This is a genomic window from Leptospira montravelensis (assembly GCF_004770045.1).
Taxonomy (GTDB): domain Bacteria; phylum Spirochaetota; class Leptospiria; order Leptospirales; family Leptospiraceae; genus Leptospira_A; species Leptospira_A montravelensis.
On the sequence record NZ_RQFO01000016.1, the window covers coordinates 173,456 to 196,567 of the forward strand.

At 38.4% G+C, this 23,112-nt stretch carries 21 protein-coding genes; 7 read left to right on the plus strand and 14 right to left on the minus strand.

Going from position 1 to position 23,112, the window contains the following annotated elements; all coding sequences use genetic code 11:
* Window positions 1–13: 13 nt before the first annotated feature.
* A complete protein-coding gene (locus EHQ31_RS11205) occupies window positions 14–1,813 on the minus strand; it encodes a sulfatase (RefSeq protein ID WP_135573692.1) in 1,800 nt (599 codons plus the stop codon).
* A 3-nt stretch (window positions 1,814–1,816) separates the two neighbouring features.
* A complete protein-coding gene (locus tag EHQ31_RS11210; protein ID WP_135573690.1) occupies window positions 1,817–2,206 on the minus strand; it encodes a DMT family transporter in 390 nt (129 codons plus the stop codon).
* Here EHQ31_RS11210 and EHQ31_RS11215 point away from each other — a divergent pair.
* The gene (locus EHQ31_RS11215; protein WP_135573688.1) at window positions 2,201–3,100 is read left to right on the plus strand and encodes an alpha/beta fold hydrolase; all 900 of its coding nucleotides are present in this window, start codon (window positions 2,201–2,203) and stop codon (window positions 3,098–3,100) included. The genes EHQ31_RS11210 and EHQ31_RS11215 overlap by 6 nt on opposite strands.
* Window positions 3,101–3,261: 161 nt before the next feature.
* On the opposite strand, the gene EHQ31_RS11220 is transcribed toward EHQ31_RS11215, so the two are convergent.
* The 4 genes from EHQ31_RS11220 to EHQ31_RS11235 form a co-directional block, all read right to left on the minus strand.
* Complete coding sequence (locus EHQ31_RS11220) at window positions 3,262–4,155, minus strand: SH3 domain-containing protein (protein ID WP_167481658.1); 894 nt, start codon at window positions 4,153–4,155, stop codon at window positions 3,262–3,264.
* Window positions 4,156–4,232: 77 nt separating this feature from the next.
* Window positions 4,233–6,305, minus strand: a complete 2,073-nt coding sequence (locus EHQ31_RS11225) for a hypothetical protein (protein WP_135573684.1) — start codon at window positions 6,303–6,305, stop codon at window positions 4,233–4,235.
* A gap of 2 nt (window positions 6,306–6,307) precedes the next feature.
* Window positions 6,308–7,735, minus strand: coding sequence for a dihydrolipoyl dehydrogenase (gene lpdA / locus EHQ31_RS11230; protein ID WP_135573682.1), 1,428 nt, complete (start codon window positions 7,733–7,735; stop codon window positions 6,308–6,310).
* Between the two features lie 43 nt (window positions 7,736–7,778).
* The gene (locus EHQ31_RS11235; protein WP_135573680.1) at window positions 7,779–8,519 is read right to left on the minus strand and encodes a class I SAM-dependent DNA methyltransferase; all 741 of its coding nucleotides are present in this window, start codon (window positions 8,517–8,519) and stop codon (window positions 7,779–7,781) included.
* Window positions 8,520–8,596: 77 nt separating this feature from the next.
* Here EHQ31_RS11235 and EHQ31_RS11240 point away from each other — a divergent pair, with 77 nt between their 5' ends.
* The 4 genes from EHQ31_RS11240 to EHQ31_RS11255 are packed head-to-tail and all read left to right on the plus strand — an operon-like array spanning window position 8,597 to window position 12,813.
* On the plus strand, window positions 8,597–9,727 hold the full coding sequence (locus EHQ31_RS11240) for a hypothetical protein (RefSeq protein WP_135573678.1): 1,131 nt from the start codon (window positions 8,597–8,599) through the stop codon (window positions 9,725–9,727).
* Window positions 9,728–10,243, plus strand: coding sequence for a chemotaxis protein CheX (locus EHQ31_RS11245; RefSeq protein WP_135573676.1), 516 nt, complete (start codon window positions 9,728–9,730; stop codon window positions 10,241–10,243).
* Between the two features lie 6 nt (window positions 10,244–10,249).
* On the plus strand, window positions 10,250–11,287 hold the full coding sequence (locus EHQ31_RS11250) for an alpha/beta hydrolase (protein WP_135573675.1): 1,038 nt from the start codon (window positions 10,250–10,252) through the stop codon (window positions 11,285–11,287).
* 44 nt (window positions 11,288–11,331) lie between these two features.
* Window positions 11,332–12,813, plus strand: a complete 1,482-nt coding sequence (locus EHQ31_RS11255; RefSeq protein WP_135574126.1) for a DUF342 domain-containing protein — start codon at window positions 11,332–11,334, stop codon at window positions 12,811–12,813.
* An 11-nt stretch (window positions 12,814–12,824) separates the two neighbouring features.
* Here EHQ31_RS11255 and msrA read toward each other — a convergent pair whose 3' ends face one another.
* Together msrA and mtnA are read right to left on the minus strand one after the other, a co-directional pair.
* On the minus strand, window positions 12,825–13,334 hold the full coding sequence (gene msrA, locus EHQ31_RS11260) for a peptide-methionine (S)-S-oxide reductase MsrA (RefSeq protein WP_135573673.1): 510 nt from the start codon (window positions 13,332–13,334) through the stop codon (window positions 12,825–12,827).
* A complete protein-coding gene (gene mtnA, locus EHQ31_RS11265) occupies window positions 13,331–14,404 on the minus strand; it encodes an S-methyl-5-thioribose-1-phosphate isomerase (RefSeq protein WP_135573671.1) in 1,074 nt (357 codons plus the stop codon). The genes msrA and mtnA overlap by 4 nt, the downstream gene beginning before the upstream one ends.
* A 120-nt stretch (window positions 14,405–14,524) precedes the next feature.
* Between mtnA and EHQ31_RS11270 the strand changes: the two genes are divergently transcribed.
* Entirely contained in the window at window positions 14,525–14,791 is a 267-nt protein-coding gene (locus EHQ31_RS11270; protein ID WP_135573669.1) for a sigma-54 down-regulated protein, read from the plus strand.
* A gap of 38 nt (window positions 14,792–14,829) precedes the next feature.
* Here the strand turns inward: EHQ31_RS11270 and EHQ31_RS11275 are convergent, their stop codons facing one another.
* Genes EHQ31_RS11275 through EHQ31_RS11290 form a run of 4 tightly spaced genes read right to left on the minus strand, consistent with a single transcriptional unit; the run spans window position 14,830 to window position 19,031 of the window.
* Window positions 14,830–15,540 carry a hypothetical protein gene (locus tag EHQ31_RS11275; protein WP_135573667.1) on the minus strand — a complete coding sequence of 237 codons (711 nt, stop codon included), beginning with the start codon at window positions 15,538–15,540 and terminating at the stop codon, window positions 14,830–14,832.
* Entirely contained in the window at window positions 15,537–17,354 is a 1,818-nt protein-coding gene (locus EHQ31_RS11280; RefSeq protein WP_135573665.1) for a CHAT domain-containing protein, read from the minus strand. The genes EHQ31_RS11275 and EHQ31_RS11280 overlap by 4 nt, the downstream gene beginning before the upstream one ends.
* A gap of 12 nt (window positions 17,355–17,366) precedes the next feature.
* Entirely contained in the window at window positions 17,367–18,077 is a 711-nt protein-coding gene (locus EHQ31_RS11285; protein ID WP_135573663.1) for a hypothetical protein, read from the minus strand.
* Window positions 18,078–18,113: 36 nt separating this feature from the next.
* Window positions 18,114–19,031 carry a sigma-70 family RNA polymerase sigma factor gene (locus EHQ31_RS11290; RefSeq protein ID WP_135573661.1) on the minus strand — a complete coding sequence of 306 codons (918 nt, stop codon included), beginning with the start codon at window positions 19,029–19,031 and terminating at the stop codon, window positions 18,114–18,116.
* A 45-nt stretch (window positions 19,032–19,076) separates the two neighbouring features.
* Between EHQ31_RS11290 and EHQ31_RS11295 the strand changes: the two genes are divergently transcribed.
* Window positions 19,077–19,991 (plus strand): M23 family metallopeptidase, encoded by a 915-nt coding sequence (locus EHQ31_RS11295; RefSeq protein ID WP_135573659.1) that lies wholly within the window; start codon window positions 19,077–19,079, stop codon window positions 19,989–19,991.
* Window positions 19,992–20,033: 42 nt separating this feature from the next.
* Here EHQ31_RS11295 and EHQ31_RS11300 read toward each other — a convergent pair whose 3' ends face one another.
* The gene (locus EHQ31_RS11300) at window positions 20,034–21,932 is read right to left on the minus strand and encodes an AMP-dependent synthetase/ligase (RefSeq protein ID WP_135573657.1); all 1,899 of its coding nucleotides are present in this window, start codon (window positions 21,930–21,932) and stop codon (window positions 20,034–20,036) included.
* Between the two features lie 88 nt (window positions 21,933–22,020).
* Complete coding sequence (locus tag EHQ31_RS11305; RefSeq protein ID WP_135574124.1) at window positions 22,021–23,073, minus strand: AraC family transcriptional regulator; 1,053 nt, start codon at window positions 23,071–23,073, stop codon at window positions 22,021–22,023.
* Between the last annotated feature and the right edge of the window lie 39 nt (window positions 23,074–23,112).

A 23,112-nucleotide genomic window follows, 5' to 3' on the forward strand; every position in this document is an offset into this window, starting at 1 on the left:
CGAATCATACTTACTACTGCACATAACCTTGTTTCTTCAATATCTCTAAAGCATCGGTTCCTAATTCTTGTTTGGAAGAATAAGATTTTTTTAGGCCACCTTCTTTCCAAAAATAAACCTTTGCTTTCGGATGGATGACTGGACGCTTTGGTCCCGATTCATATAACAGATCACAGTTGGACTGACAAGATGCCAAACTCACTCCAAAGTATCCTGTAAAAATTTCCGATTTAGGAATTTGTTTTTTAGAAAACGATACGGTAAATTCGGGAAAACTCACATCAGGATACACTTCAAAACTAATTTCAAAAGGATCTTTTCGTTTGGATTGGATGAACACGAACTTTCCCTTTTCTTCCAAATGAAGATCTGACGGATAAGATGCCATACGAATGGTTCCACTGGGAACACGGATTAAAACTTCTGTATCTTTTGATTCCGGTTGGATGGAAAGATGATATAACGGCAGTTTGGGTTCCATCGAACGAATTTGTTTCCAAAACCTAAGGATTTTTTTTTCCAAATCTGGTGGTAATTTCATATCCTGAATGGTAGCAATATTCGAAATTCTTAATGGATTTTCTTGGTTAGGATCTTTTTTTGTATCCGAATACAAATAAAACTCACTTCCCACAGAACCTAACCAAAATTTTCCGAGTTCATGAAACCGGTAAGACCTTTGCAAAAGAAACTCATGTCCTTCTCCATACCCTTGTGTAAATCTGGTTTCACCGTAGTACGTTCGCTTGGTGGTCTCTTTATTTTCAATCAATGGTTTTAAACTCTTTCCTTGGATCGAATTGGGAATCGGTAAACCCACATAATCGAGTACTGTTGGAAACAAATCAATGGATCTTGTCATGGTTTGGATGGACTGTTTCGAATGAGAACCCGGCAATTTCATCAGGAGTGGCACATGGATATTTTCCAAAAACAAATCCTGACCATGTCCATAATACGTATTGGTCCCGGTAAAAGGAGAGATGGCGTGGGCGGCATGCATCACCTCACCGTGGTCAGCTGTGATGAGAACAACAGTATTCTCCCAAAGATTTTTGTTTTTTAGTTCTGCAAAAACTTTCCCAAGTTCCTCATCAACAAAAGCGACCTCACCCAAATAATTCATTTTCCGCTCCTCTAAAACTTCGTTTGTTTGGATTCGGTTGGTAAATCCTTGGGGTGGCGTGTAAGGTTTATGCGGATCGTTATAATTTAAAAACAAAAAAAACGGTTTATCTTGTGAGGAAATTTCATTCAAAACTTCAAATGTTTTTTTGGTAATTTTTTTTGTGTCTTCGCTGTAATTGGAAAAGTCGTATAACTGGTCAAAGCCGACATCCACTCCTAACCCAAACTTATCGGTCAAAAATGGATTGTTTCCCACCATATACGTATCAAACGAATAATCTTTTAATAACTTGGGAAGGGGACGTTTTTCACTCCTGTAAAAAGCATCAACCTCAGATTTTGTAGTAGGATAATCCCAAAAATTAACAGGGTTTGCTGAGGCATATTTGCCAGTAAAAAAAACAAGTGTGGATGGTCTTGTCCAAGCGGCATTGACCAAATGATACTTAAAAGTTACGGCATTTTCCGCAAACAATTCCAAGTTAGGTGTGACCCCATAACGACCAATGATATCACCCCGAAGCGAATCAATCACAATCCAAATTACATTCGGACGTTTTGTTGTGTCAGGAAGATTGGATTCAGGTCCAGTATCTGAACCTGTTTTTTTACAAAAAGAAAAAGAAAGAAAACAAAATAGAAAAAGTAATGTTTTTAGTTTTAAGGAAACAGAGTTTGGTTTCAAGATTTATGATTTAACATCAAACATTTGCAAGGCGGTGAGCCAAACGCCAATCAAAATAAAGGCAATCCCAATCCACTGCGTTAAATTTAACCGTTCTTTAAAAAAGAGGGAAGAGGCAATGAGTACAATGATAAAACCACTAGAAGTAAACACAGGATAAGCCAGTGATAACTTCAAACCTTTTCCTAAAACATAACGATACCCAAGTAAAGCCAAACCGAAACTAGCAAGCCCACCAATAAAGTAAGGATTAAGCACCGTAAAGATTGTATCCCAAAGACCACCTGACAACGATTTGGTTTGGTCTTGCATGGAAGAAGATTTAATTAAAATATTAGCCAAGGCATTGAAGAATACAGCTATACAGAAGAAGAGGATAACCTGGAATTGCATGAGATAGAGACAAAATCCGATCTAAATCGGGAAGGGTCAAATAGAAAAATGAAACAAAAATCCTTTCGGTTCAGAAACTGGGAATGTGCTTACTTAGATTCGGAAACTCCGGGTCCCATTCTCGTTTTCTGTCATGCCAATGGTTATAGTGCCGGCTGTTACAATTATTATTTTGAATTATTATCCAAACACTACCGAGTCATCGCTCCTGATTTTTTGGGACATGGCCGTTCTGAGTTTAGTTTAAAATTTAATAACTGGAATGTGTTTCGAGACCAAATCCTCACACTTCTTGACCATGAATCTATATCCAAAACAAATATCATTGGCCACTCACTCGGTGGAGCTTCCTCTCTCCTTGCCGCTGCCAAAGAACCAAATCGTTTTGATAAAGTTCTAGCGATGGATCCTGTCATCTTAGGTTGGAAACTTATCCTTCTTTCAAAGTTTTTAGAAAACCCTTTGGCAAAAGGTGCTAAAAAAAGAAGAACTCATTTTAAATCCATAGAGCTTGTTAGGCGGTCGTTTCGAAAATTTCCCGCCTTTGCCAACTTCGAACCTTCCATCTTCGAAGATTATCTAAACTCTTGTTTTGAGAGCACCGGCCATGACTCAGAAGTCAAATTATGTTGTGATCCAAAAGTCGAAGCCCAAATCTTTGGACATGCCCACTTCCATGTCTTCAAAAACTTCTATGGCATCAAAACGGAAAACCATATCGCGATCCCAGAAAAATTCGAAGTCTGTAGCCCAAAGTATGCCCACCTCCTCGCAAAAAAACATCCCAAATCCGATGTGACCATCTTCCCCGGCTTCACTCATTTTTTTCCCTTCGAAAGACCAAAAGAAACCTGGGACTGGATGCAGCGTTGTTTAGAGATAAAAGAAGATTGAGATAGCTTTAGATAAGATTGAAGAAAGGGGCGCCTCGAATTGGTTAGGTGGATGAAAGTTTCCCTTGTTAACCGATCCCGCTCTTCGCTGCAATCCTTGCGGATTTCCGCTACGATCGGTGGCGCGGGGGAGGGGTTTTGGTTTTGGCGATTGAGGTTCGATCAGTATGGAGGCCAAAATTCATCTTCTTTTTTGAGTAAACTACCAAAAATATAACCTTCTCTTCCATCAAACATACGCACACGAACCCAAGGTGCCACTTGGAATGATATTCTCTCCAAATTTCCAACATCCTCTAATACCTCTAGTTTGTCATCGATTTGGTATGTTGAGATAACTTCGCTGCTGCGTGTTGGTTTACTGCGTAAGATAGTATTTTTTTTGCGGATCATATATTCACCCTTGGCAAGATAAGGTGAAAATTCAAAACATTCATTGTCACATTTGATTTTACCATCATATACAGAATTGTTTTCTTTTTGAGAAATACTGTCGTCTTTAAATACAAACAGGCTTCCGCAGCTAACCGCTAGTTCATTGAACTTGGACTGCTTAGGAATTGGAAGTCCATCATTATGCGTTTGATAACAATACAATTCGGCATGATCAATTTTGCCATTATTAAACCTTATTACTTTAGCAGCTCCGCAGGGTGCAAATTTCCACCCTGGTGAATTGTCTGTATAGCGGTCAGTTGCCACTCCGAAATCATAGCAATGATTAGTTGAGTTTAAATGTTCAATTTTCTGATTTACGATTTCAATTCCATACAACTTTTTAATTTTCAATGCAGGATTCCATATTTTTAAATCAATGAACCAGTACCATTTCCCTTTGTTTTGAGTCTCTACTTTGAATTGCATTCCATGAAAATTAAATTCGCAATATTCTTGGCCATTGACGATTTTTACATTAGGCCTTCCTGTTAGTTCAAAATATTCATATAAGTATGCGCATATTTGATTTGAATTAGATGCAATATTTTCAAATACAGAAAGGTGAGGCATTCTTTTTTTTAATACAGTTTCATTTTGTGAATCGGATTTTTTTTCCAACGAACGCTTTTCGACTGATTCTTTACATACTAGGAATACAAACACAAAAACGAATAAGATTGTAGTCGCGGATTTAATCATTTCAACCTAACGTCTATATGGTTATCATGTTTGGTTGCAAATTCTACTTCAATGTTTGTTCCCTCGAAATACTTAATAATTACTGGGTCATTAAAATACACATGTACTTTTTTCCCAGGAGGAGCAGATTCTCCAAGGATCTTTATCATGTTTATTGTTTTTTCACGGTCATAATTTGGGTTAAGATTTACAACTTCTCCATTGTATGTTGGGCTTGAATTTGAATCCTTTCGGTCGTCAAAGTATTGGAGAGTCTCTCCATTTTTTGAAGGTATCATCATATCAAAAGGAAACCTACCTTTGTCATGGTGTAGTAGCGACTGTCCATTTCCTGGCATCGAAAAATCGTTCCAACTTAATGGCACAGCGGTACCATTCGATGCTTTCTGAAATTGGTTCCAGTTGCTTGCAAATGAAACAGCAAAATCGGCCATTTCTTTGGTAGTATATCTATGTGTAAAGTCCTCTGGGTGTGTATTATATGATGTCCATAAAACGTTTCCATTGGCATCAACTCCTGAATAGGGAATCATATGGGCAACGCGACTATCATTTCCTATTGCCATATCAGATGTTACTTCTGGGTACTTTATCGAGCCAGGGTGGTCTTTCTCCCAATGTTTTCTCATTTCATCCGCTTCTTTAACCAACTGATCCCTATCCAGTACAATATCCCTCTCTCGGATAACCACACCATTTTCGTACACCCGATCTCTTCCACCGGAAGGAATCGGTTCGGTTGTTTCTCCCAAAGCTAGGTGTTGCGCTCCCGGCAATAAAGGTGCAAATCCAACATTTGGTTTATAAGTATCCGGAATTTTCCCATTCTCATAATCTTTTTTCATAGTCGCATAAGTTTTTTGATCTTTATACAACGATTGAGTATAACCTCTGAGATAATTTTTATCAGCAGGTGAAAGATTACTGTCTTTCAAAAGTTCTTCCACATAAATCTTTGCTGGTACTGCACTAACATCATTATCTCTTCCAAAGAATCTATCCAATACTTTTGTTTTTAATATCTGATAATCCTTGCTGTTTGGCTCGATAGGAGGGGGAAGTTTTTCTCCTGGTTTTTTAACCAACGATTCATTATTATAATTCCCATTCCCACTTTCCGTAAAAGAAATAGGTAGTCCAACAAGAGGCCCAAAAGCTCTTAACCAACCAGGTATATCTTTTGGTCCGGCCATCGGAGTGCTTAGACCTTCGCCAGAAAGTAATGAAGCAATATCGGATAAGATATTATCAGGAATTCCTAGGTTAGGTAGAGATAGATCAGGAATGAATCCATCTAGTAAATTTAGAATACCATCCTTTATTGGTTGAGTAAGATCGTAGTTTCCATCCATAGTATATTCTTTGGAAGGCTGATCATTGGTTCTATCCCTTTCTTGATTATCCGCAACACCCCCCTCCTCCTCTTCTCTCCTTCGATCTCTCTCTAACACAACCGTCTCGCTTGCACTAGGCACTGGTGTAGCGGCACCTCCTGCAGCTGGCGTAGGTGTTCCACCAAACAGTCCAGTGACGACAGCGGCACCACCAGCAAGTAAACCCGCTAGAGCTGTACCTGCGTTAGTCATATCATCAAAAAAGTCGTTATCATTTGGCGGGGATTCTTCACTACCTATACCATTTGGGTTCTGGTCATCTTGCGTTCTGTCCTGAGCGGCGTTAATATTTTGTTCGGCGAAGTTGATTTCGTCCATTTGGAAACCATCAGGGCCATTGGTCGCGATACCAACACCGGTTAGCTCTGCGGATGTGGACATTCCATCCTGGTTGAAGGTAGAAGTAAGACCTAAGTTTGATCCAGGATCAGTATACCCAATGCTACCAGAAAGTCCAGTGCCCGCCATATCATACATGAAAGAGAAGTTCCAATCTCGTCTAGGCCCTTCTCCTGTAGGGTTGTAGTTTAGGCCAATATTGGCAGCACCATTGGTGGTGATGTCACCGGCAAGTTGGACACCACCTGCAAGGGAATAGGAACCTTGTACAGTGGTATCACCGCGTTGCGAGAAAGAGATACTTGCATTTGTCGTAGTATTTCCAAGTCCGATCATCCCTAAATATTAATCGCTTCCCCGAGCACCGCCGCCGCACTTTCCATAATTCCTTCCGATAACGTAGGATGGGCATGGATGGTGTTTGCCAGTTCCCGTACTGTGATTTCCATATTGGCACCTAGCGTCAATTCTGCGATCATTTCAGTGGCCCCACTCCCAATGATATGGGCTCCTAAAATTTCCCCGTGTTTTTTATCAGAAACAATTTTTACCATTCCGGTGGTATCCCCTTGGGCCTGGGCACGGCCACTCGCGGTAAAAGGAAATTTACCTACAGTGATTTCATATCCCATTGCTTTTGCTTTTTCTTCCGTAAGGCCCACACTTGCCACTTCTGGATGGCAATACGTACATCCCGGAATATAAGAATAGTTGAGTCTTGCGATTTGTAAATGGTGAGGGTTACCGACTCGCACAGAAATATCTTCTGCCGCACGAATCCCTTCGGCACTGGCCACATGGGCGAGTGCTGGCGTGGCAATACAATCCCCAATGGCATAAATATGATCCACAGTGGAACGGTAGTTACCAACAAAATCCACAAATCCATTTTTTAATTTGATTCCAATCTCATCTAAACCAATATTACCAGTGTTAGGTGTTATTCCCACCCCAACAATCACCTTATCAAAGTTCAACTTTTCTTTTTTTGCGGACTTACGATCTTGTATGGTAAGTTCCACTCCCGCATCGGTGACGGAAGCCGTTTCCACTCCATGGCTCAAATACTGTTCAATCCCTCGTTTTTTAAAACTTCTTTCCAGGATTCCAGAAATTTCCAAATCTTCATTGGGAAGGAGATGGTCTTGGAATTCAATGATGGTTACCTTAGAACCCATACTTGCATAAAAATCTGCGAACTCCACTCCAATGGCGCCAGCCCCAATGATGGCAAGGTTCGGAATGACTTTTGGTTCGATCATGGCATCTCTTGCAGATAACACACGTTTGCCGTCAAAAGGCAAAAAAGGAAGGGCTTTGTTTTTAGCACCCACCGCTAAAATATAAAAATCGGCAGTATAGGTGGAAGGTTCACCGGAACTTGGCTTTACTTGGATGGTTTTAGAATTTTGGAAACTGGCCTCACCGCTAATCACGGTGATTTTGTTTTTCTTCATGAGAAACTCAACACCTTTGGCCATTTGGTCTGCCACAGAACGGGAACGTTTGATCACGGCATCAAAATCAGCTTTGATATTATCGCAGGACAATCCGAAACTAGCAGCATGTTTTAAATGTTCCAAAACATGTGCACTTTCTAACAGGGCTTTGGTGGGAATACAACCCCAGTTCAAACACACTCCGCCGAGTTTTTCGCGTTCCACAAGGCAAGTTTGTAATCCTAATTGTGCAGCACGGATGGCAGCGACATAACCGCCGGGCCCTCCTCCAATGACGATGACTTGGAAATGGTTTGGACTAGACATAGGTTCTCCCAATAGATTGGGATACCGTACGAAAAATGGAAAGTCAAGACCTCTTTTTGGCTACGATGAGCATCCTTGCGCCGGTTTTTATATATTTTTCGCCGTCGTAATTGCTATAAACATGGAGAACATCAAACTTATTATCGTCTAAGAAATTTCGAACTTGCGGGAAATGAAACACACGCATGGTATGTTTGTCTTTTAAATCTTTTTGATTTAGATTGTATACATAGTTCACTTCGACTATGGCCACATCGTCTGCTCTTGTTAATCGAAATCCTCGATTCCTACGAATGGATGTTGTCCCTTGGCGCACATTACTCACAGTGGTGATGGGTTTTCGTTTGATGCGGTGGATAGGATCCGCATTCCAAATTTCTAAAACCAAAAGCCCGGCTTGTTTTAAGTTTTTATAACAATTACGTAGGAAATTTTGAACCAAATCATCGTTGATAAGATAATTAAAGGTTCCATACAAACAAATCACTGCATCAACAGGTTGTTTGGCGACATAGGCTTCCATTTTCCCTTGTTCAAATTGACAATGAGGAAAGCGGGCTTTGGCAATCTCCAACATCCTTGGAGATCCATCCACACCCAGTGGTTTAAAACCCATTCCTTGGAGTTCTTTGATATGTTCCCCTGTCCCACACCCAATGTCTAGAACTGTGTGTATTTTATGTCGCTTAAATGTATCTCGCAGGAAAAGGATTTCTTCCGAAAACTTGCGACTGGGTTCTTCGATGGTAAAATAGTATTCGGCCAATTCGGAATAGAGTTTCATTTGCCCCTAGCGGAAAGGGAAAATCAGTTCAGCGAATCCCCATTTTACCCGTTATTGTAAGTAACGGCTAAGTAACCATGAAACGATATACAATTCCCACAATTTTTTTTATCATTGGAGTCATCCTTCAATATACATTTTATTTTTCCTGGGTGAGTTTTACATTGCTTACCGTTTCCTGTTTATTACTCGCATTGTTTTTATACAGTTTGGATTTTCAAAAACCGGAACCTTCCCAAACTTTAGAACTACATTCGAATCCGGATGGATTAGTCGCACAAGATCCAAAGACCGATGTTGTTTTTGATACAGAAACTTCATTACCAACGAAAGCCTCCAACGCCGAACCCAAAACAAAAGAAATACTTTGGAAAAAAGATCCAGTGTTACTAGCCCGTGAAGAGATCCAAGCCGAAGAAAGATTTTTATTCTGCGAAACAGTAAAAGAATCTCCATTTCCTTTTTCTTATGAAAAACTCAGCTCCATCCAATACTTTTACTATGACGGGAAAGAGTTTAAGGAATGTTTTTGGCAAAAAGCAGAAATGTTAGTTGAAACAGATGACAATGCAGTGGAATGGAATGAATACGAAGAAGGAAGAATTAAAGAATTACTCCCTGCCATTTCCATAGGCAAACGCAAGTTATATGTTCCATTAACAATCAATGCACATCTATTTGGTTTTTTATGTTTTTCCACAAAAGAAACATGGAAAGAATCTGAAATTCAATCCTTCTGGGAAAAATCTACGATCATTTCCGAAAAGATAATGGCTAAAAAAGAATACGCCAAAGTGATGAAACATCCAGTTTCCAAACTTTTTAATACTTCACATTTTTATGCGATGGCTAAATCCATATTTGAATCAAAGGAAAATGTCACTCTAATCCTTTTCAAATTCATCAATACAAACTTCCAAACAGAAATTGCCATTGGACTCAACGTACTTGGAAAACAAAATGCCAGTATTGGCTTAGGTTTGTATCAATTGGAAGAGGACTTATATGCAGCGATGATTCCTAATGATAAACTCGATATTTTTTCAGATTTTTTCAAACAGTTCATTGAAGAACTTGATAGTCTTGGATATCCATCCGAAGTGGCCCTTGGTTATTCCAACCAATCCATTCCTGGAATCAAATTTGATATTTGGATTAAAGCAGCATACAAATCTTTAGAAGAAAGTATCCTCTACAACGCAGCGTAAATGGATCCACTCATTGATGAAAAATTCATTCTGACAGTTTCGCAAGTATTGCCGGAACATTTTCAAAAAACCTTACTGATCTATGCAGAACGTGAGGCCTATGGTCCTTCCAAAAACGAGGGGCTGTGTTTTGAAAACTGTACACTTGTTGAATTTGTTGGTGATATCAATGGGAAAGTATATTTAGCATTAGATGGTTATACAAAATTAAAACTCCTTCCAAAAATTGCCAAAGCCTTTCAGATTGATCCAACATCCCGTTCTCATTCTGCATCCATCATGATGGAATTTGCAAACCAGATTGCTGGGAAATTAATCACAGAAATGAGACTGGGGCGTTACGAAATTGACATTTTGCCACCAGAGAATTTAAACCATAAATTAGTTCCCATCTCTCTAGAACATTTTCGCCAATACATTCTTATCTTCAATCTCAAAGACAGAAGAGGAGAAGAATATATGGGTCGTCTTTATTTGATTTTATTGTTGGAAAAATTCCCCACTCCCAAAAACTAAATCTGAATGAAACCTTATGTTTTGGCAATTCCACTCATTTTGAGTTACGCTGGGTTAAAACAAAAAAAATCTTTAGAACGTAAGGAACTGCGACTACCCGATACAGGTAGAAGAGCATTTCATTTTTATCCCACAGGAAAAAATCCAAATTCGTTACCAGGTGTTTATATCCAACATGGTATGAGTGCTATGGGTATCGATGACCTTAGGATTATAGAACTAGCAGAAAACATTGCTAGTTCCAATCATAGTGTGATCCTTCCCGAACTTCCAGAAGTGAAAGGGCTAAGGATCGAAGAAAAAACAATTTCCAATATCCAAGATTTAATGATGGAAATCCACTCCGCAAAACAATTGTTCAACGGAAAGGATTTAGGATACTTATCAGCAAGTTTTTCTGGTGGAATGGGACTCATTGCCGCTTCCAAATCCAATACAAGAAACAAAATCAAAACATCGATGGTGATTGGTGCCTATTGTAATTTTTTAGATGCGGTTCCCTTTGTTTTTTCAAATTACCATATCGATCCTTATGCTGTGTATGTGATTCTTTTTAATATGCTCCGTCGTTTTGAACCAAAACTGGCAGAAGAGTTAGAATCTGTTTATTACGAAGCCGCATTGGACAATGGGCTAAAAAGACAGGGAACCGATGCCCGGTCGGAAGACCTCTTGAAAAAAACATCTTCCCAAGCGAGAGAATTTTTTTCCCAAGTGGGAGCGGATGGAAACTTCCGTATGCAATTAGCAAAACGAGTCTTGGACACTGTTCCTGAAAATCTCCCGGAAAATCTTTCCCCTTTTTACCAGTTGGAAACTTTGGATGGTCCGGTATCTCTCCTGCACGGACAGACGGATTCCGTGATTTCCCCCGAGGAATCAGAAAAATTGGCCCTCCTTTTCCAGAAAAAACGAATTCCTTATGTCCACCGCACTTCCACCGCCCTCACCCACGGAGATAGCCTGCCCCTCCACTCCCAGATTTTTGGAGTCCCCGCCCTCCTCCAAACTTTTGGAAGTTTTCTATATTGGCTGAATCGATAGATTTTGTCGTTTCTCATAAAAAAAATGCCGATACTTTTAACAGAATGGACGTTAAAAATGCACCGGACTTCAATCCGGAACGGGGACTGAAAATCCAAATCTCCGAGGATCGACTTACAGCAACTTTGGTGGCAAAACCAATATGGTTGTTAGGCGGTTCGATGAGCAATATATTAATTTACGAAGCTCTTGACAATGCTTCCATTCATAGAGATCGGATTTTGATGAAAGAGGTTGATTTAGCCGCAATCGAAATCGACAAAATCCTGAAAGATCCCACCAAAGTTAAAGAAGATTTTAATTTTATAGTAGCGCAAGGGAAACCTCCCAAACAAGGCGAAAGTGGTTGGATTAAATTTTATTTTCCAAGAGCACAACGTGTTGTTTTGAAAGATGACGGATCCGCAGATTATAGAAATATTAATAAATATGTTCACGTAAAAGAAGGCGAAAGACTTGCTACATTGTTTGAAGGAATTGCCGGCGAACAAGGAATAGATGTTTTAGGAAATCCAATTTACCCTAATCCCATCGATAGACCAAGGCTCACTTTAGGAAAAAACGTTCTTCCAAAAACTGTGGATGATCCAGAAAAACCAGGTCGCCAACTCAAAGAATATTTTGCATCTCTTAGCGGAGTTGTGTTTTCTACAGACACATCTCTTACAGTATCTCCTGAATTAAATATTGAAAGTAATATTGGCCTAGGAACTGGAAACATCAACTTTGAAGGAACCATCCGAGTGAAAGGGACCATCGAAGAAGGTGCCATTGTTAATTGCCAAGGTTCTTTATATTTAGATGGGAATGTTGAGTCTTCCGATGTTGTTGTCGGTGAAGACTTAGAAGTCAAAGGTGGAGTAAAAGCGAAAGGCAAAGGTGTCATTCGCATCAAAGGTGATCTTCGCGCGAAATTCATTGAAAATGCTAATCTCGAAATTGATGGAGATTGTATTGTCGAAAATTTTATTTTAGGAAGTAAAATCCTATGTTTAGGTAATGTAATCCTAACGGGAGAATCTTCCTCACTCATTGGATCAGATATCATTTCTTACCAAGGAATTACTGTATCTTCACTCGGTTCTACCGCACAAATGGATACAGTTGTAGAAGTAGGATTTCATTTCAGAAATGATAGGCTCCTAACCGAAGGGAGTTCTAGACTTGCTGAATTTGAACGTGAGTTAGAAGCACTTGTACCAGAAATTCAAAAAATCAAAGAAGTGGTACAGAGATCTCGTGGAAAATTAGATGATGCCAGAAAAGAAAAGTTCAAAGAAATCTTCGATGCTTATCAGAAAAAAAACAAAACAGTAGAATTACTCAGATCAAAAATAGAAGAGTTAAAAGGGGCACGTTACAACCAAGACAATGTCAAAGTGGTTGTACGAAATACGGCTCACCCTGGTGCCATCATCAAATACAGAAGGCAGGTAGAAAAAATCACCAAAGCTCAAACTGCATTTGTGATGAATTTCTTCCCAAACCAAGAAAAAGCAATGTTAACTGCTTTTAAAGGCAAATAACCTTACTACGATTATAGTTTTAATCCAAGTTTTTTTAATTTGGGAAAAATCACATAATGGCAATAGGGATTTTGCGGATTTAAAGTAAAATAATTCTGGTGGTACTCTTCTGCAGGATAAAACTCTGGGGCCACCGAAATTTCTGTCACAATGGGATCAGGAAATAAATAGGCATGTTTTCTTTTTGATTCTACAGCTAATTCTTTTTGTTTTTCATTTAAATAAAAAATAACGGAACGATATTGTGTTCCTACATCATTCCCTTGTTTATTGAGAGTGGTGGGATCATGGGAAACCCAAAAGATTTCCAAAATTTTAGAGTATGTGATTATCTCCGGATCATATTCAATTTTAATCACTTCTGCATGACCAGTCGTGCCAGTACAAATCTCTTTATATGTTGGATGCGGAGTAGAACCACCTGCATATCCAGAGGTAACAGACAAAATGCCGGGTATCCTAAGATACACAGCTTCCGTACACCAAAAACATCCACCGCCTAAAATTGCAAATTCCGTCATACACTCTTTAGACGATTAGAAATCTCCGAAGGAGGAAAACATCCGAATTCGGTGATAAAGTTTTTGATTAAGTGCGCTTTGGTAATGTCGAAGGAAGGATTGAGAGCTCTTGCCCCTATAGGTGAGGTTTTTCCCTCAGGAAATAAATACTTTCCAAAGGCATCTTTCAAAAAATCAAATTGTGTCACTTCTGATTCTTTTCTCATTTCAATAGGAATTTCTTCGCCTGATTTCAAATTTAGATCAAAACTATCTTTTGTTGCACAAACATAAAATGGAACCCCATGTTCTTTGGCAACAATCCCTAAATTGTAAGTTCCAATTTTGTTGGCAGTGTCTCCATTGGCCGCTACCCGGTCACATCCAACGAGTACCGCATCAATTTTTTTATGATTCATCAACCAACCAGACATTCCATCTGTGATGATATAACATTCAATTCCCTCTTCCATCATTTCAAATGCAGTAAGCCTAGAACCTTGTAAAAAAGGTCTAGTTTCATCCGCATACACCACCACCTTCTTTCCAACATCACGTAAACTTCGAATGACCCCAAGAGCAGTGCCATGTCCTGCAGTAGCGAGTGCTCCCGTATTACAATGAGTGATGATATGAAACTCAGATTGGTTTTCTGGAAATAAGGAAACTCCATTTTCCCCCAAAGCCTTGTTTGCTGCCAAATCGTCTTTCATCATTTCCAATCCATACGATTCCCAAATTTTGGCTACGGTTTCCCAATCCTTAATTCCTTGGATTCGATGTTTTGCTTCTCGAATGGCATAACTCAAATTAACGGCTGTGGGACGAGATTCAAGGACAGAGGCAAGTAACGAGTTTGTTTCATTTTCAGCAACACCACCTGACCTAGATTTGGCGCCTAAAGTAAGAGCAAAAACCCCGGTAATGGCAATGGCAGGTGCTCCCCTTACAGCCATTTCTCGAATGGCAACAATGGTTTCTTCGGCGGTGGATAACTTTAAAAATTCCTTTTTCCCTGGCAAAATACGTTGGTCGAGAAGTTCTAAATAAGTCGATTTCCACTGAATGGGCAAAAATTCCGGGTGAGTCATCGATCCACTTTTTTGGTGCGATACGGAAAAAAAATACAAAAACGGGTTGACGGATCCCTGTGCGCCGCACAAAAAGGAATAGTGCATTGCACAAAACATAACCGAAAAGGAAAAATGAAAATGGAACAACAAGTAAAAGACGGATTAAACTTCATCCTAGGCGCAGTGAACACTGCAAAAGTAGAAGCAGAAAAAGCTTTTTCTGAAATCAGCTCAGGATTCCAAAACTTAGCAGCAAAAGGTGCGCAAGACCAAAGCGAAGTTTCTGTTAATCTTAGAAAATACCTTCAAGAAGGAATTTCTCAAGTAGAAACTATCATTGGAAAAGCAAACACTGTTGTCGCTGAAACAAAAGCAAAAGTAGCAACTGTTACATCAAAAGCGTAAACAAAATTTGATTTCAATCAAAACCCGGATAAGAACCTCTATCCGGGATTTTTTTTATTAAAACCTTCTCTCCACTCTTTCCAAAAATTACCCAATTCTTTGGTAAAATATTTTTCCAAAACTTCCAGATCAGAAAAACTCTCATAATTGATTTCAAAAGATGTAAAATTTTTTTCCGCCGAAGTTAGTAACCTCGTTCGAAACAATTCCATAAGCTCTAAACGAAACTCATGAAACATAGAATCAATATTTTGGTGAATTAATTGGAAATACCTTTCGATTGCATTAGAAAAAATATGATCCGCAGATAAAAAAGAATATTCAACCGAGTCTTTTGCCACTTCTACAAAGAAAGTTTCCCAAAGTTCGGCCAATGCACTATCTTTGTTTTTACAATCATAGGCTTGGCATATGGAGGCACCGTAAAAAGAAAAGTTTTGGCTTTTGGGGTCCCCCGTAAAAATGGGATGAATCATACAACCAATTCGTTGTTTGGCGCTATCTACGTATCCCAAAAAAGGACAATTGTAAGTCATCTCATCTTTTTTAGGAATGGAGGTTTCTTTCGTTTCTCTATCTTTGCGATAAATGGGAAAGGTATGACGAATTTCAAAATCAACAGTGGCCTGAAATTCAGAAGTTCTTTCTAACAAAAGTGTTTTAAATTCTTTTGGTTGGAGTTTTAAATTAAATAAACCGCAGCAGGCACCACAAGATACATTACCAAATTCAGGATGGCATAAACTCAATTCTGCTTAGCTCCTAAAACAAAGGGAGTGAGTCCATTAAATACAAGTTCCAAATCTCCTGTTTCCTTTTTTTCTTTAAAGTAAGTGGGAAAAGGAATCACAATTTTACGACTTTCATGCAACAGAACAAGGTTTCCTTTGTGTTTAGAAAGTTGTTCCTGTAATTTGTCTTTGGATCCAGGAGAAGATGGATACAAGTAAGCGGGTTTTATCCCTTTAAAATAAAAATGGGGATTATGATTTTCTGAAACGAGAAGAATACTGATTTTTTCTAATTCGGAAAACTCAAGTAACATGTTTTCTAAAAAGAACTGGAGAATGATTTGGTAAGATTCAATTTCTTCTTCCTGGATTTCATCTCTTTCCCAAGATTCCATCCACCCTACGATTTTAAATATAGTTTCTTTTTGTTCGTGTAAAACGGGTAAAGCTTGTTCTAAAATACTTGAAATTTTAAGTTTTTGAAAATCCCATACACAACCATAAACAAGTTCCCACCATTTTCGTAGTGTAACCGCATCATCAGGGTTATTCGGAATAGATTTGTTCATTGCATGGGCTGCATGATCACTAAATACCATCATCCCAAGCACTTGACTGATTGCTTCAAACAACTTAGCCAAACCGAGGATATTGTTTTTACCAGTTGTTTTCGATTTTCCTGAGTTCACTAACTTGGAATACGCCACGGCGATTGGTGTGGGGAAAAATTCCAAAACTGATGTTGGATTCAAAATTTTTGCTGAATGGAAGTTTCTTCTTTCTTTAACAAATAAAGAAAAATCTGGATTACCATACAATGCATAGTTTGCCCAAGTTAAATCATTAGCATGGTAGTTCCGTCTTGCAAATTCTTTGGACAAAAACAAAGACTCACCTACCGATTTGTCAGAAAACAAAAAAGTATAAAACCTTACGGTAAAATCGATAGTTCTTTCGTTGTCTAAAATTTCCCAATTGGTACCGACAAAAGTTTTGATACCGGCAGTCAAAAATGCGCCTGCATATTGGTTCATCACATTCGTATTTAATTTTTTGCCAGCTGACTTTGCAGACATACAAGAATTAGAAAATACTAAATCAGTGTCGATGCCCGTTGATTTAATTTCACGTGCTTTTAATACTTTACCGTCAGATAATAACCAACCGTTTTCTAATGAATCATCTGAAAAATGAAGGTGACCTGAATAATGAATGATATGTTTATCTTTTATTAGAGAAAGTAACTTTAGTTTGGTGACTTGTTTGCCACCAATGAACTCTAACTCTAAAAGATGTGTAGGAACTTTTTGGCTTAAAACAGAAAATAAAACCTCACCTTCTTTTTGTGCATGAGGTAGGTCTTCTGTAGGATCGGCAATGATAAGCATTTTGATCTTTCGATTTTCATGATGGGTAGGACGGTGTAACCCGCCTCGAATTGTTTTTCCTATTCGAAATTTGTCTGAAAGGAAACTGGTACCGTCATGTAATAATTCCCAAGGAACCAAGGCAAGAGTTGGATCAATATTAAAATGAATGCTATGTTTGGTTGTGTTTTTTAATTTTTCAATAATCGATTGTGGAAAAAACTGTTGGTAGAAAGTTTCACCAAGGATTTTTAAATCTTGTAAGATATCTGCATTGAGGATTTGGTTTGGTTTAGAAAGAACCGATTGGGAAACGTGGACAAGTCTCTCCACTTCTCCTAAATATTCTAATATTAAATCATCGTCTAACGTAGACTGAATATGGGATTCTTCGACAGGAAGATGATCTTCCAAAACATTGAAGATATTTACGTTACCAACTCTATCGATGATTAGGGAGAGCATGCTCCCATGAACCTATCCAACTAGGATAGACAAGTCAAACGATTTTGATTGGCCAGGACCAACAAACTCTATGGTGTAACTACCTGGGACTAAACCGGAAAAGCTAGCACTCCCTTCTAGGCTGATTTTACTAGAAAGAATAAACCTTCCTTCTCTACGTAAGTTCACTTGTTGGAAGGCCGGAGTCCCTTCTGCTTTCACGGAAAGGTAAACTTCCGTTTGGTTTTCTTTTACAATTTGGTAATAGAACTTTTGGTTTTCGTTAGTGGTCTCTTCGAAGATCACTGCATTTGCATCGCCCGAACGAACTTCTGCCGAAGCCGAACGCATGGAGGGTGCAAACTCTAAACTTTCTCGAATTTGTAAAGATTCTACAAGACTATCAATCACTCGAATCCCCGACTGGGTCAGTCGAACAATCAAACTGTCTTTTTTCTCAGGTAAAATTAAATTTTGGCGAGTGTATTCTTTTAAAAATTCAGGCAACGGAAGTGGCGCTTTCGCCATCACTATTTCTGCCTTTGCAAGGTCCAAGGACTCAGAGAATGGGTGGTCCGACACTACTTCCTTACGTAAACTAGCAAAGAAGGCTTCCTCACAAGACAAAAAGGCTTCTTGTAAATTGGGATGATTTTGCAACTCACCCTCACTCGGAATTTCACCTCGGATAAAAATTTCTCTGGCAAGCTCCATCGTCTCTACGTTAAAACCCTGATTTTCCATGTCAAACTCCACTCTATTAAAGTATGACGAAGGAAATTAGCCCTCTCCCGCCAAAGAATGCATTTTTTTTTGCATTTTTTCGAGTACTCTGAGCAAGGTCACACTGACTCCACCTTCGGAAATCCCTAAGATTTTGGCAATCTCTCTATAAGGGGTCCGGACAAGAAAGTGTCCTTTTTGCTTTTTCTCGATTAATTTTTTCCTTTGTTCATATTTTTTGGCCAAAGCATGGTCCAGTCGCTCTTTGTAATATTGGGCTTCCACGGAATCTCCCTGGGCCTTCGATTTTTTTTGATCCTTCAAATCCAGAATATTCAAATACAGAGATGTAATTTTATCTTCCATTTTGAGGTTTTCTTCTTCGCGGCTGGAAAGCTCCTCTCTGAGCCTCAGAACATCAATTCGGATCTCCTCTTCCGTGCGGTTTGTTTTTTCGGCAATATAGTGAACCTCGTCTGGTTCCAAATGCAAATAATAAATAAAGGAAAGTTTAAAGGCGACGCGATTTTCTATTTTGATAGTGGATAGTACCGAATGGAACTGATCCGACACATCAATGGCCAAAGCCAATGCCTCAGACCTTTTGTCGGGTTCGTCCTCGATAGTACTGTATTCTTTCCCTTCTTTATTGACTTTGGAAATAGTTTGGGTTTTGACTTCCCTTTTGGTACGTTGCCAATCGATGAGAAGGTTTCTCAATACCGAAAAAAACCAGGTTTTAAAACTAGATTTGCCAACGAAACTTTTGAAACGTTTCCCCGTTTTTAACCTTTCAAATGCGTAAATATAATAATCGGAAGCATCATCTTCACTTAAATGAAAGACCCGAATCGGGAAATTATAAATGTCTTGGGAATATATATCAAAAAAAGTCCGGAGTGCCTTTTCATCGCCAGCACCACAAGCTTTTACGATCTCTAAAATTTCTTCATTGGTATAAGAAGTCTGTTTCATTATCTACTTTCCTAAAAAGGAACCTACCTGGAGACTTCTCTAAACATGAGAAGTATTGTTGTAGTATTGAGTCTCTTGGCAAGTTTTATTTTAGCAGAGGAACCGGTCTCCGATACAAAACCGGCGTTTGTTTGGCCCATCCAGGGTTTGGAACTACCAGGACTTATCACAAGTACCTTTGGTGAATCCAGAAAAGACCATTTTCACAACGGATTAGACATATCCTCCGTATTGCAACCAGTCAAAAGTATGAGCCAAGGATTTATACTATACTCCCGTTATGCGGAAGACGATCCTTTTGAAGACGAACGTGGGTCGGGTAATATTGTCTGGATTGCACATAAAAACGGTTATGTGAGCGGTTACTACCACTTAGGTGGCTCAAGAAACGAGAAAGTTAGGACAGGCAAACAAGTTTCTGCTGGTGATACGATTGGAATTTCCGGAAATACGGGCCATTCCACCGGGGGTCACCTTCACTTCGTATTGGGAAAGGATTATGGAAAAACACTACTCGATCCACTGACCTACCTTCCCCCCGTAGAAGACAATATGCCTCCCCAAATAGCCAATCTCTTCATCCATGTTGGCGAAAATTATACCAATTTAAATGATGGCGACAATATCAATGTTTCCAAAGCCTTCCCACTGACAGTCAGTATCATTGATGGGGGAATCAAAAATAGCCAAAGGAGAGGGATTAAGGAAGTAAAATTCCTTTTTAACGGAGAGGCTTACAAACAGGCAAATTTCGAATCTCTACGTTTTGAAGATGGGAAATGGAAAACAAAAGAAGGCCATAGTTTTGATGATCTATTTTTTAAAGACCGGTATTTGGTAGGAGTTTTGAATTTAAAGGCAGGAGAAAATGTCATTAAAGTTCAAACAAAAGACTTTAGCGGTCAAAATGCCGACAGAAGTTTCAGCATAAACATAACAAGGATTAGTGGAGGAAACTAATCCCCCACTAATAAAGAATCCAATCACTGCATTCACTTCTCTTCAGTGATTGGAATACAATTTAGTAATTTCGGATTTATATTTCTCTGTAATCACATGCCTTTTTAAAGATAATTTGGCGGTTAATTCATCACCCACTTCAAATGGTTTTGGCAATATCGCCACTCCAACCACTCTTTCAAAAGATTTAAATCCTGTTTGTGCATTCACTTTTGCTTTAATTTCTGATTCTATTTTTTGAATCACTTCTTTTTGTTTCCAAAATTCCCCAGATAATGGCTCTTCAAATCGAGAGGTATTTGGATAAACAAGTACACTCAAATATTTTTGGTCTTGCCCAACCACCATACATTGGTCAATCCATTCTGATTCTAAAATTTTTGATTCAATGGGAACCGGCTCTATGTTTTCACCACCTAACAAAACTATCGTTTCTTTGGATCGACCCACAATCCTTAAATTATGATTTGCAGTAAAAATCCCCAAGTCACCGGTGTTTAACCATCCATCCACCAACACTTTATTAGTGGCATCAGGGTTTTTGTAATAACCTGCCATTACCTGTTGTCCCTTCACATGAATTTCACCTTTTCTACCAAATACAAATTTCCCAACCTCTGTATCTAAAAAAACTTCTCCAGTATGTAGGTCCACAAGCCTTAAATTTGTTTTTGGGAAAATACGACCAACAGAACCAGGGATAATTTCTTCAAAAGTTCGCATAGCAAGGACAGGTGCTGTTTCTGTCATTCCATAACCTTCTAATACAGGAATTCCAATAGTGTTAAAAAATTCATCTACATGGTATGGAAGTGCTCCTCCACCAGAACAAGAACCGCGAAGTTCACCACCAGTTGCTTTTCTGATCTTAGACAATACTAAAAAATCAAAAAAGAAATGTGGTACACTTACTAAAAAGAATCGAAATAAGTGATAAACAAAACGAAGGATTTGTTTCCAAAATACAACTGGATGAATATCCAAAACATTTCCAGTAATCACTTGTCTCGAAATAAAAAATCTTTTTGCAAAGAACATTGCAATTTGAAACATTTTTTGTTTCGATCCAGTTGATTTGGCGAGTGTTCCTAAAATACCAGAATAGATGCTTTCCCAAAGTCTTGGTGCAGAAGCCATAAAGTGTGGTTTTACAATTCGTAAATCTTCTTTTAACGTACGAACACTGCTATAATAAGTACAAGCTCCGTAGTATAAACTAATGATTTCAAAAATTCTTTCAAAGATATGCCAAACTGGTAAAATTGATAATGTTCTATCTCCTTTTTGTAACCGAATTGGAAGATTTTTTAGTTGGAATAAAATATTTCCCTGTGTCAACATCACCCCTTTAGGTGTACCCGTAGTGCCCGAAGTATAAATCATCGTAAACAAATCCGATTCTTTGATCGTAGAATTTAAAAAAAAGGAATCAGATGGATCTGCTTTACGAAGTTCCTTACCTTTGGCAACTATCTCTTGTAAGGTTGATAATTTAATTTTCCTTGAACTTAATTCTTTATTCCCTTCTTTCGGAGGATAGAGAATTACAATTTCTTTTAAATATTCCAACTCTGATTCCAAACGAATCACTCGTTTGAATACCGTTTCATTCTCTACAAAAAGAATTTTTGATTCCGAATGATTCAAAATATATAATATATCTTGGTCTGTGACATCAGAGGCTCTCGGAACATCAACGGCTCCAAGTAGTGTCACTGCAATACTTGTCTGTATCCACTCGTATGCATTGTCTGCAAAGATAGCTACCTTTTCTCTTTCTGACAACCCTGACCGTAGACCAAATGCTAAATCTTTTGCATCATTGAGTAAATCGTCGTAAGTTTTATACTGATAAACGCCGGCCCCGACTCGGGTGGCAAAAGCTTTTTTGTTTCCGAATTTGGCCGGAAGGTTCAAATAAAAATCAATCATGGTTCGCATGGAATTTCCTCGTTACGAACCAATTCTAATTTAGATTTTTCCTAGTGTCGTCTTGGGGAATTCTTTGAGACTTCGAAATTATGTGGATTTATTTCAGTTTTGATTGTTTACGAAATTCAGAAGGAGTTGATCCAACCGTCTCCAAAAATACACGGTTGAAGGTTGATTTAGAATTAAACCCAACGGAATCTGCTATGGAAAGTATGGATCTTTCTTCTGATTCCAATAACAAACGTTTTGCCTCATCGATCCGATATTGATTGATGTACTGGTAAAATCCAAATCCATACCGTTTGTGAAAGTATTCTGAAAGTTGTCCTGGTTTGACATCTGCCATCTCTGCTAGTTTAGAAAGACTCAAGTCTTCATCACAAAACACTTTTTCACACATCAATTCATACAATCTTTGGTCAATGGTTTCTAACTGGACTGAAACTAATTTGGATTTCTCGTATTTGTTTCTTTGGATGTTATCTCGTACATCAGAAACAAATGGTGCCCAAAGTTCACGAGTAAAAAAATAGAAGTACATAAGAACTGGCAATAGATAGGCACTGAGTTTACGAAAAAAAGGAATTTGAAAAGTAAACCCAATACTGCCGAGCAATAAATCGATCCAAATCAGAAGGATAAAAATTAATGAATAAATGGCTTTCTTCGTAAAAAATACAGACAACCTAACGTTTGGAATCCATTCCTTGGCTAAAAATATTCCTACAGATAACAAAATAGAAATTTTAATTCCAAAATTTAATCCAACAATAACCGATCCATATTCCGTTTTGCCAAGTTGATCCAAAATTTCCAACTGTTGCGTATTGGAATCTAGATAAAATGGAATTAAAAAAATAACAGATAAAAAGGCAGGAACAAAATGAAAAATTTTGATATGGATTGTTTTTTCTAAAAACATATATTCCAAATACAAATAAAGTAATGTTGAAGAAAGAAATACAAAGGGAATATGAACTAAAGCAATGGAAGGAAGGTATTGAAAAAACCCAGTGAACATAAAAGCTCCAGTGAGTAACCAAAGCCCTGTTGAAAACAAAATAAAAGACCAAACAAATCCAGAGGCTTTTCTATTTTGAATTAAATTCGAAAGGGACCAGACCAAACAAAATACCGATCCGGAACCCATCCAAAGAAACTCTAATAATAAAGTGAGAGAAGTAACCTC

What these genes read in the sequence shown, in the direction of transcription:
- EHQ31_RS11210 (WP_135573690.1), bottom strand. Translation starts at nt 2,206, where the DNA reads ATGCAATTCCAGGTTATCCTCTTCTTCTGTATAGCTGTATTCTTCAAT.
- msrA (WP_135573673.1), bottom strand. Translation starts at nt 13,334, where the DNA reads ATGACGGAATTTGCAATTTTAGGCGGTGGATGTTTTTGGTGTACGGAA.
- EHQ31_RS11300 (WP_135573657.1), bottom strand. Translation starts at nt 21,932, where the DNA reads ATGCGAACCATGATTGATTTTTATTTGAACCTTCCGGCCAAATTCGGA.
- EHQ31_RS11250 (WP_135573675.1), top strand. Translation starts at nt 10,250, where the DNA reads ATGAAACCTTATGTTTTGGCAATTCCACTCATTTTGAGTTACGCTGGG.
- EHQ31_RS11305 (WP_135574124.1), bottom strand. Translation starts at nt 23,073, where the DNA reads ATGGGTTCCGGATCGGTATTTTGTTTGGTCTGGTCCCTTTCGAATTTA.
- EHQ31_RS11240 (WP_135573678.1), top strand. Translation starts at nt 8,597, where the DNA reads ATGAAACGATATACAATTCCCACAATTTTTTTTATCATTGGAGTCATC.
- EHQ31_RS11285 (WP_135573663.1), bottom strand. Translation starts at nt 18,077, where the DNA reads ATGGAAAATCAGGGTTTTAACGTAGAGACGATGGAGCTTGCCAGAGAA.
- EHQ31_RS11235 (WP_135573680.1), bottom strand. Translation starts at nt 8,519, where the DNA reads ATGAAACTCTATTCCGAATTGGCCGAATACTATTTTACCATCGAAGAA.
- mtnA (WP_135573671.1), bottom strand. Translation starts at nt 14,404, where the DNA reads ATGACTCACCCGGAATTTTTGCCCATTCAGTGGAAATCGACTTATTTA.
- lpdA (WP_135573682.1), bottom strand. Translation starts at nt 7,735, where the DNA reads ATGTCTAGTCCAAACCATTTCCAAGTCATCGTCATTGGAGGAGGGCCC.
- EHQ31_RS11225 (WP_135573684.1), bottom strand. Translation starts at nt 6,305, where the DNA reads ATGATCGGACTTGGAAATACTACGACAAATGCAAGTATCTCTTTCTCG.
- EHQ31_RS11245 (WP_135573676.1), top strand. Translation starts at nt 9,728, where the DNA reads ATGGATCCACTCATTGATGAAAAATTCATTCTGACAGTTTCGCAAGTA.
- EHQ31_RS11295 (WP_135573659.1), top strand. Translation starts at nt 19,077, where the DNA reads ATGAGAAGTATTGTTGTAGTATTGAGTCTCTTGGCAAGTTTTATTTTA.
- EHQ31_RS11270 (WP_135573669.1), top strand. Translation starts at nt 14,525, where the DNA reads ATGGAACAACAAGTAAAAGACGGATTAAACTTCATCCTAGGCGCAGTG.
- EHQ31_RS11255 (WP_135574126.1), top strand. Translation starts at nt 11,332, where the DNA reads ATGGACGTTAAAAATGCACCGGACTTCAATCCGGAACGGGGACTGAAA.
- EHQ31_RS11280 (WP_135573665.1), bottom strand. Translation starts at nt 17,354, where the DNA reads ATGCTCTCCCTAATCATCGATAGAGTTGGTAACGTAAATATCTTCAAT.
- EHQ31_RS11290 (WP_135573661.1), bottom strand. Translation starts at nt 19,031, where the DNA reads ATGAAACAGACTTCTTATACCAATGAAGAAATTTTAGAGATCGTAAAA.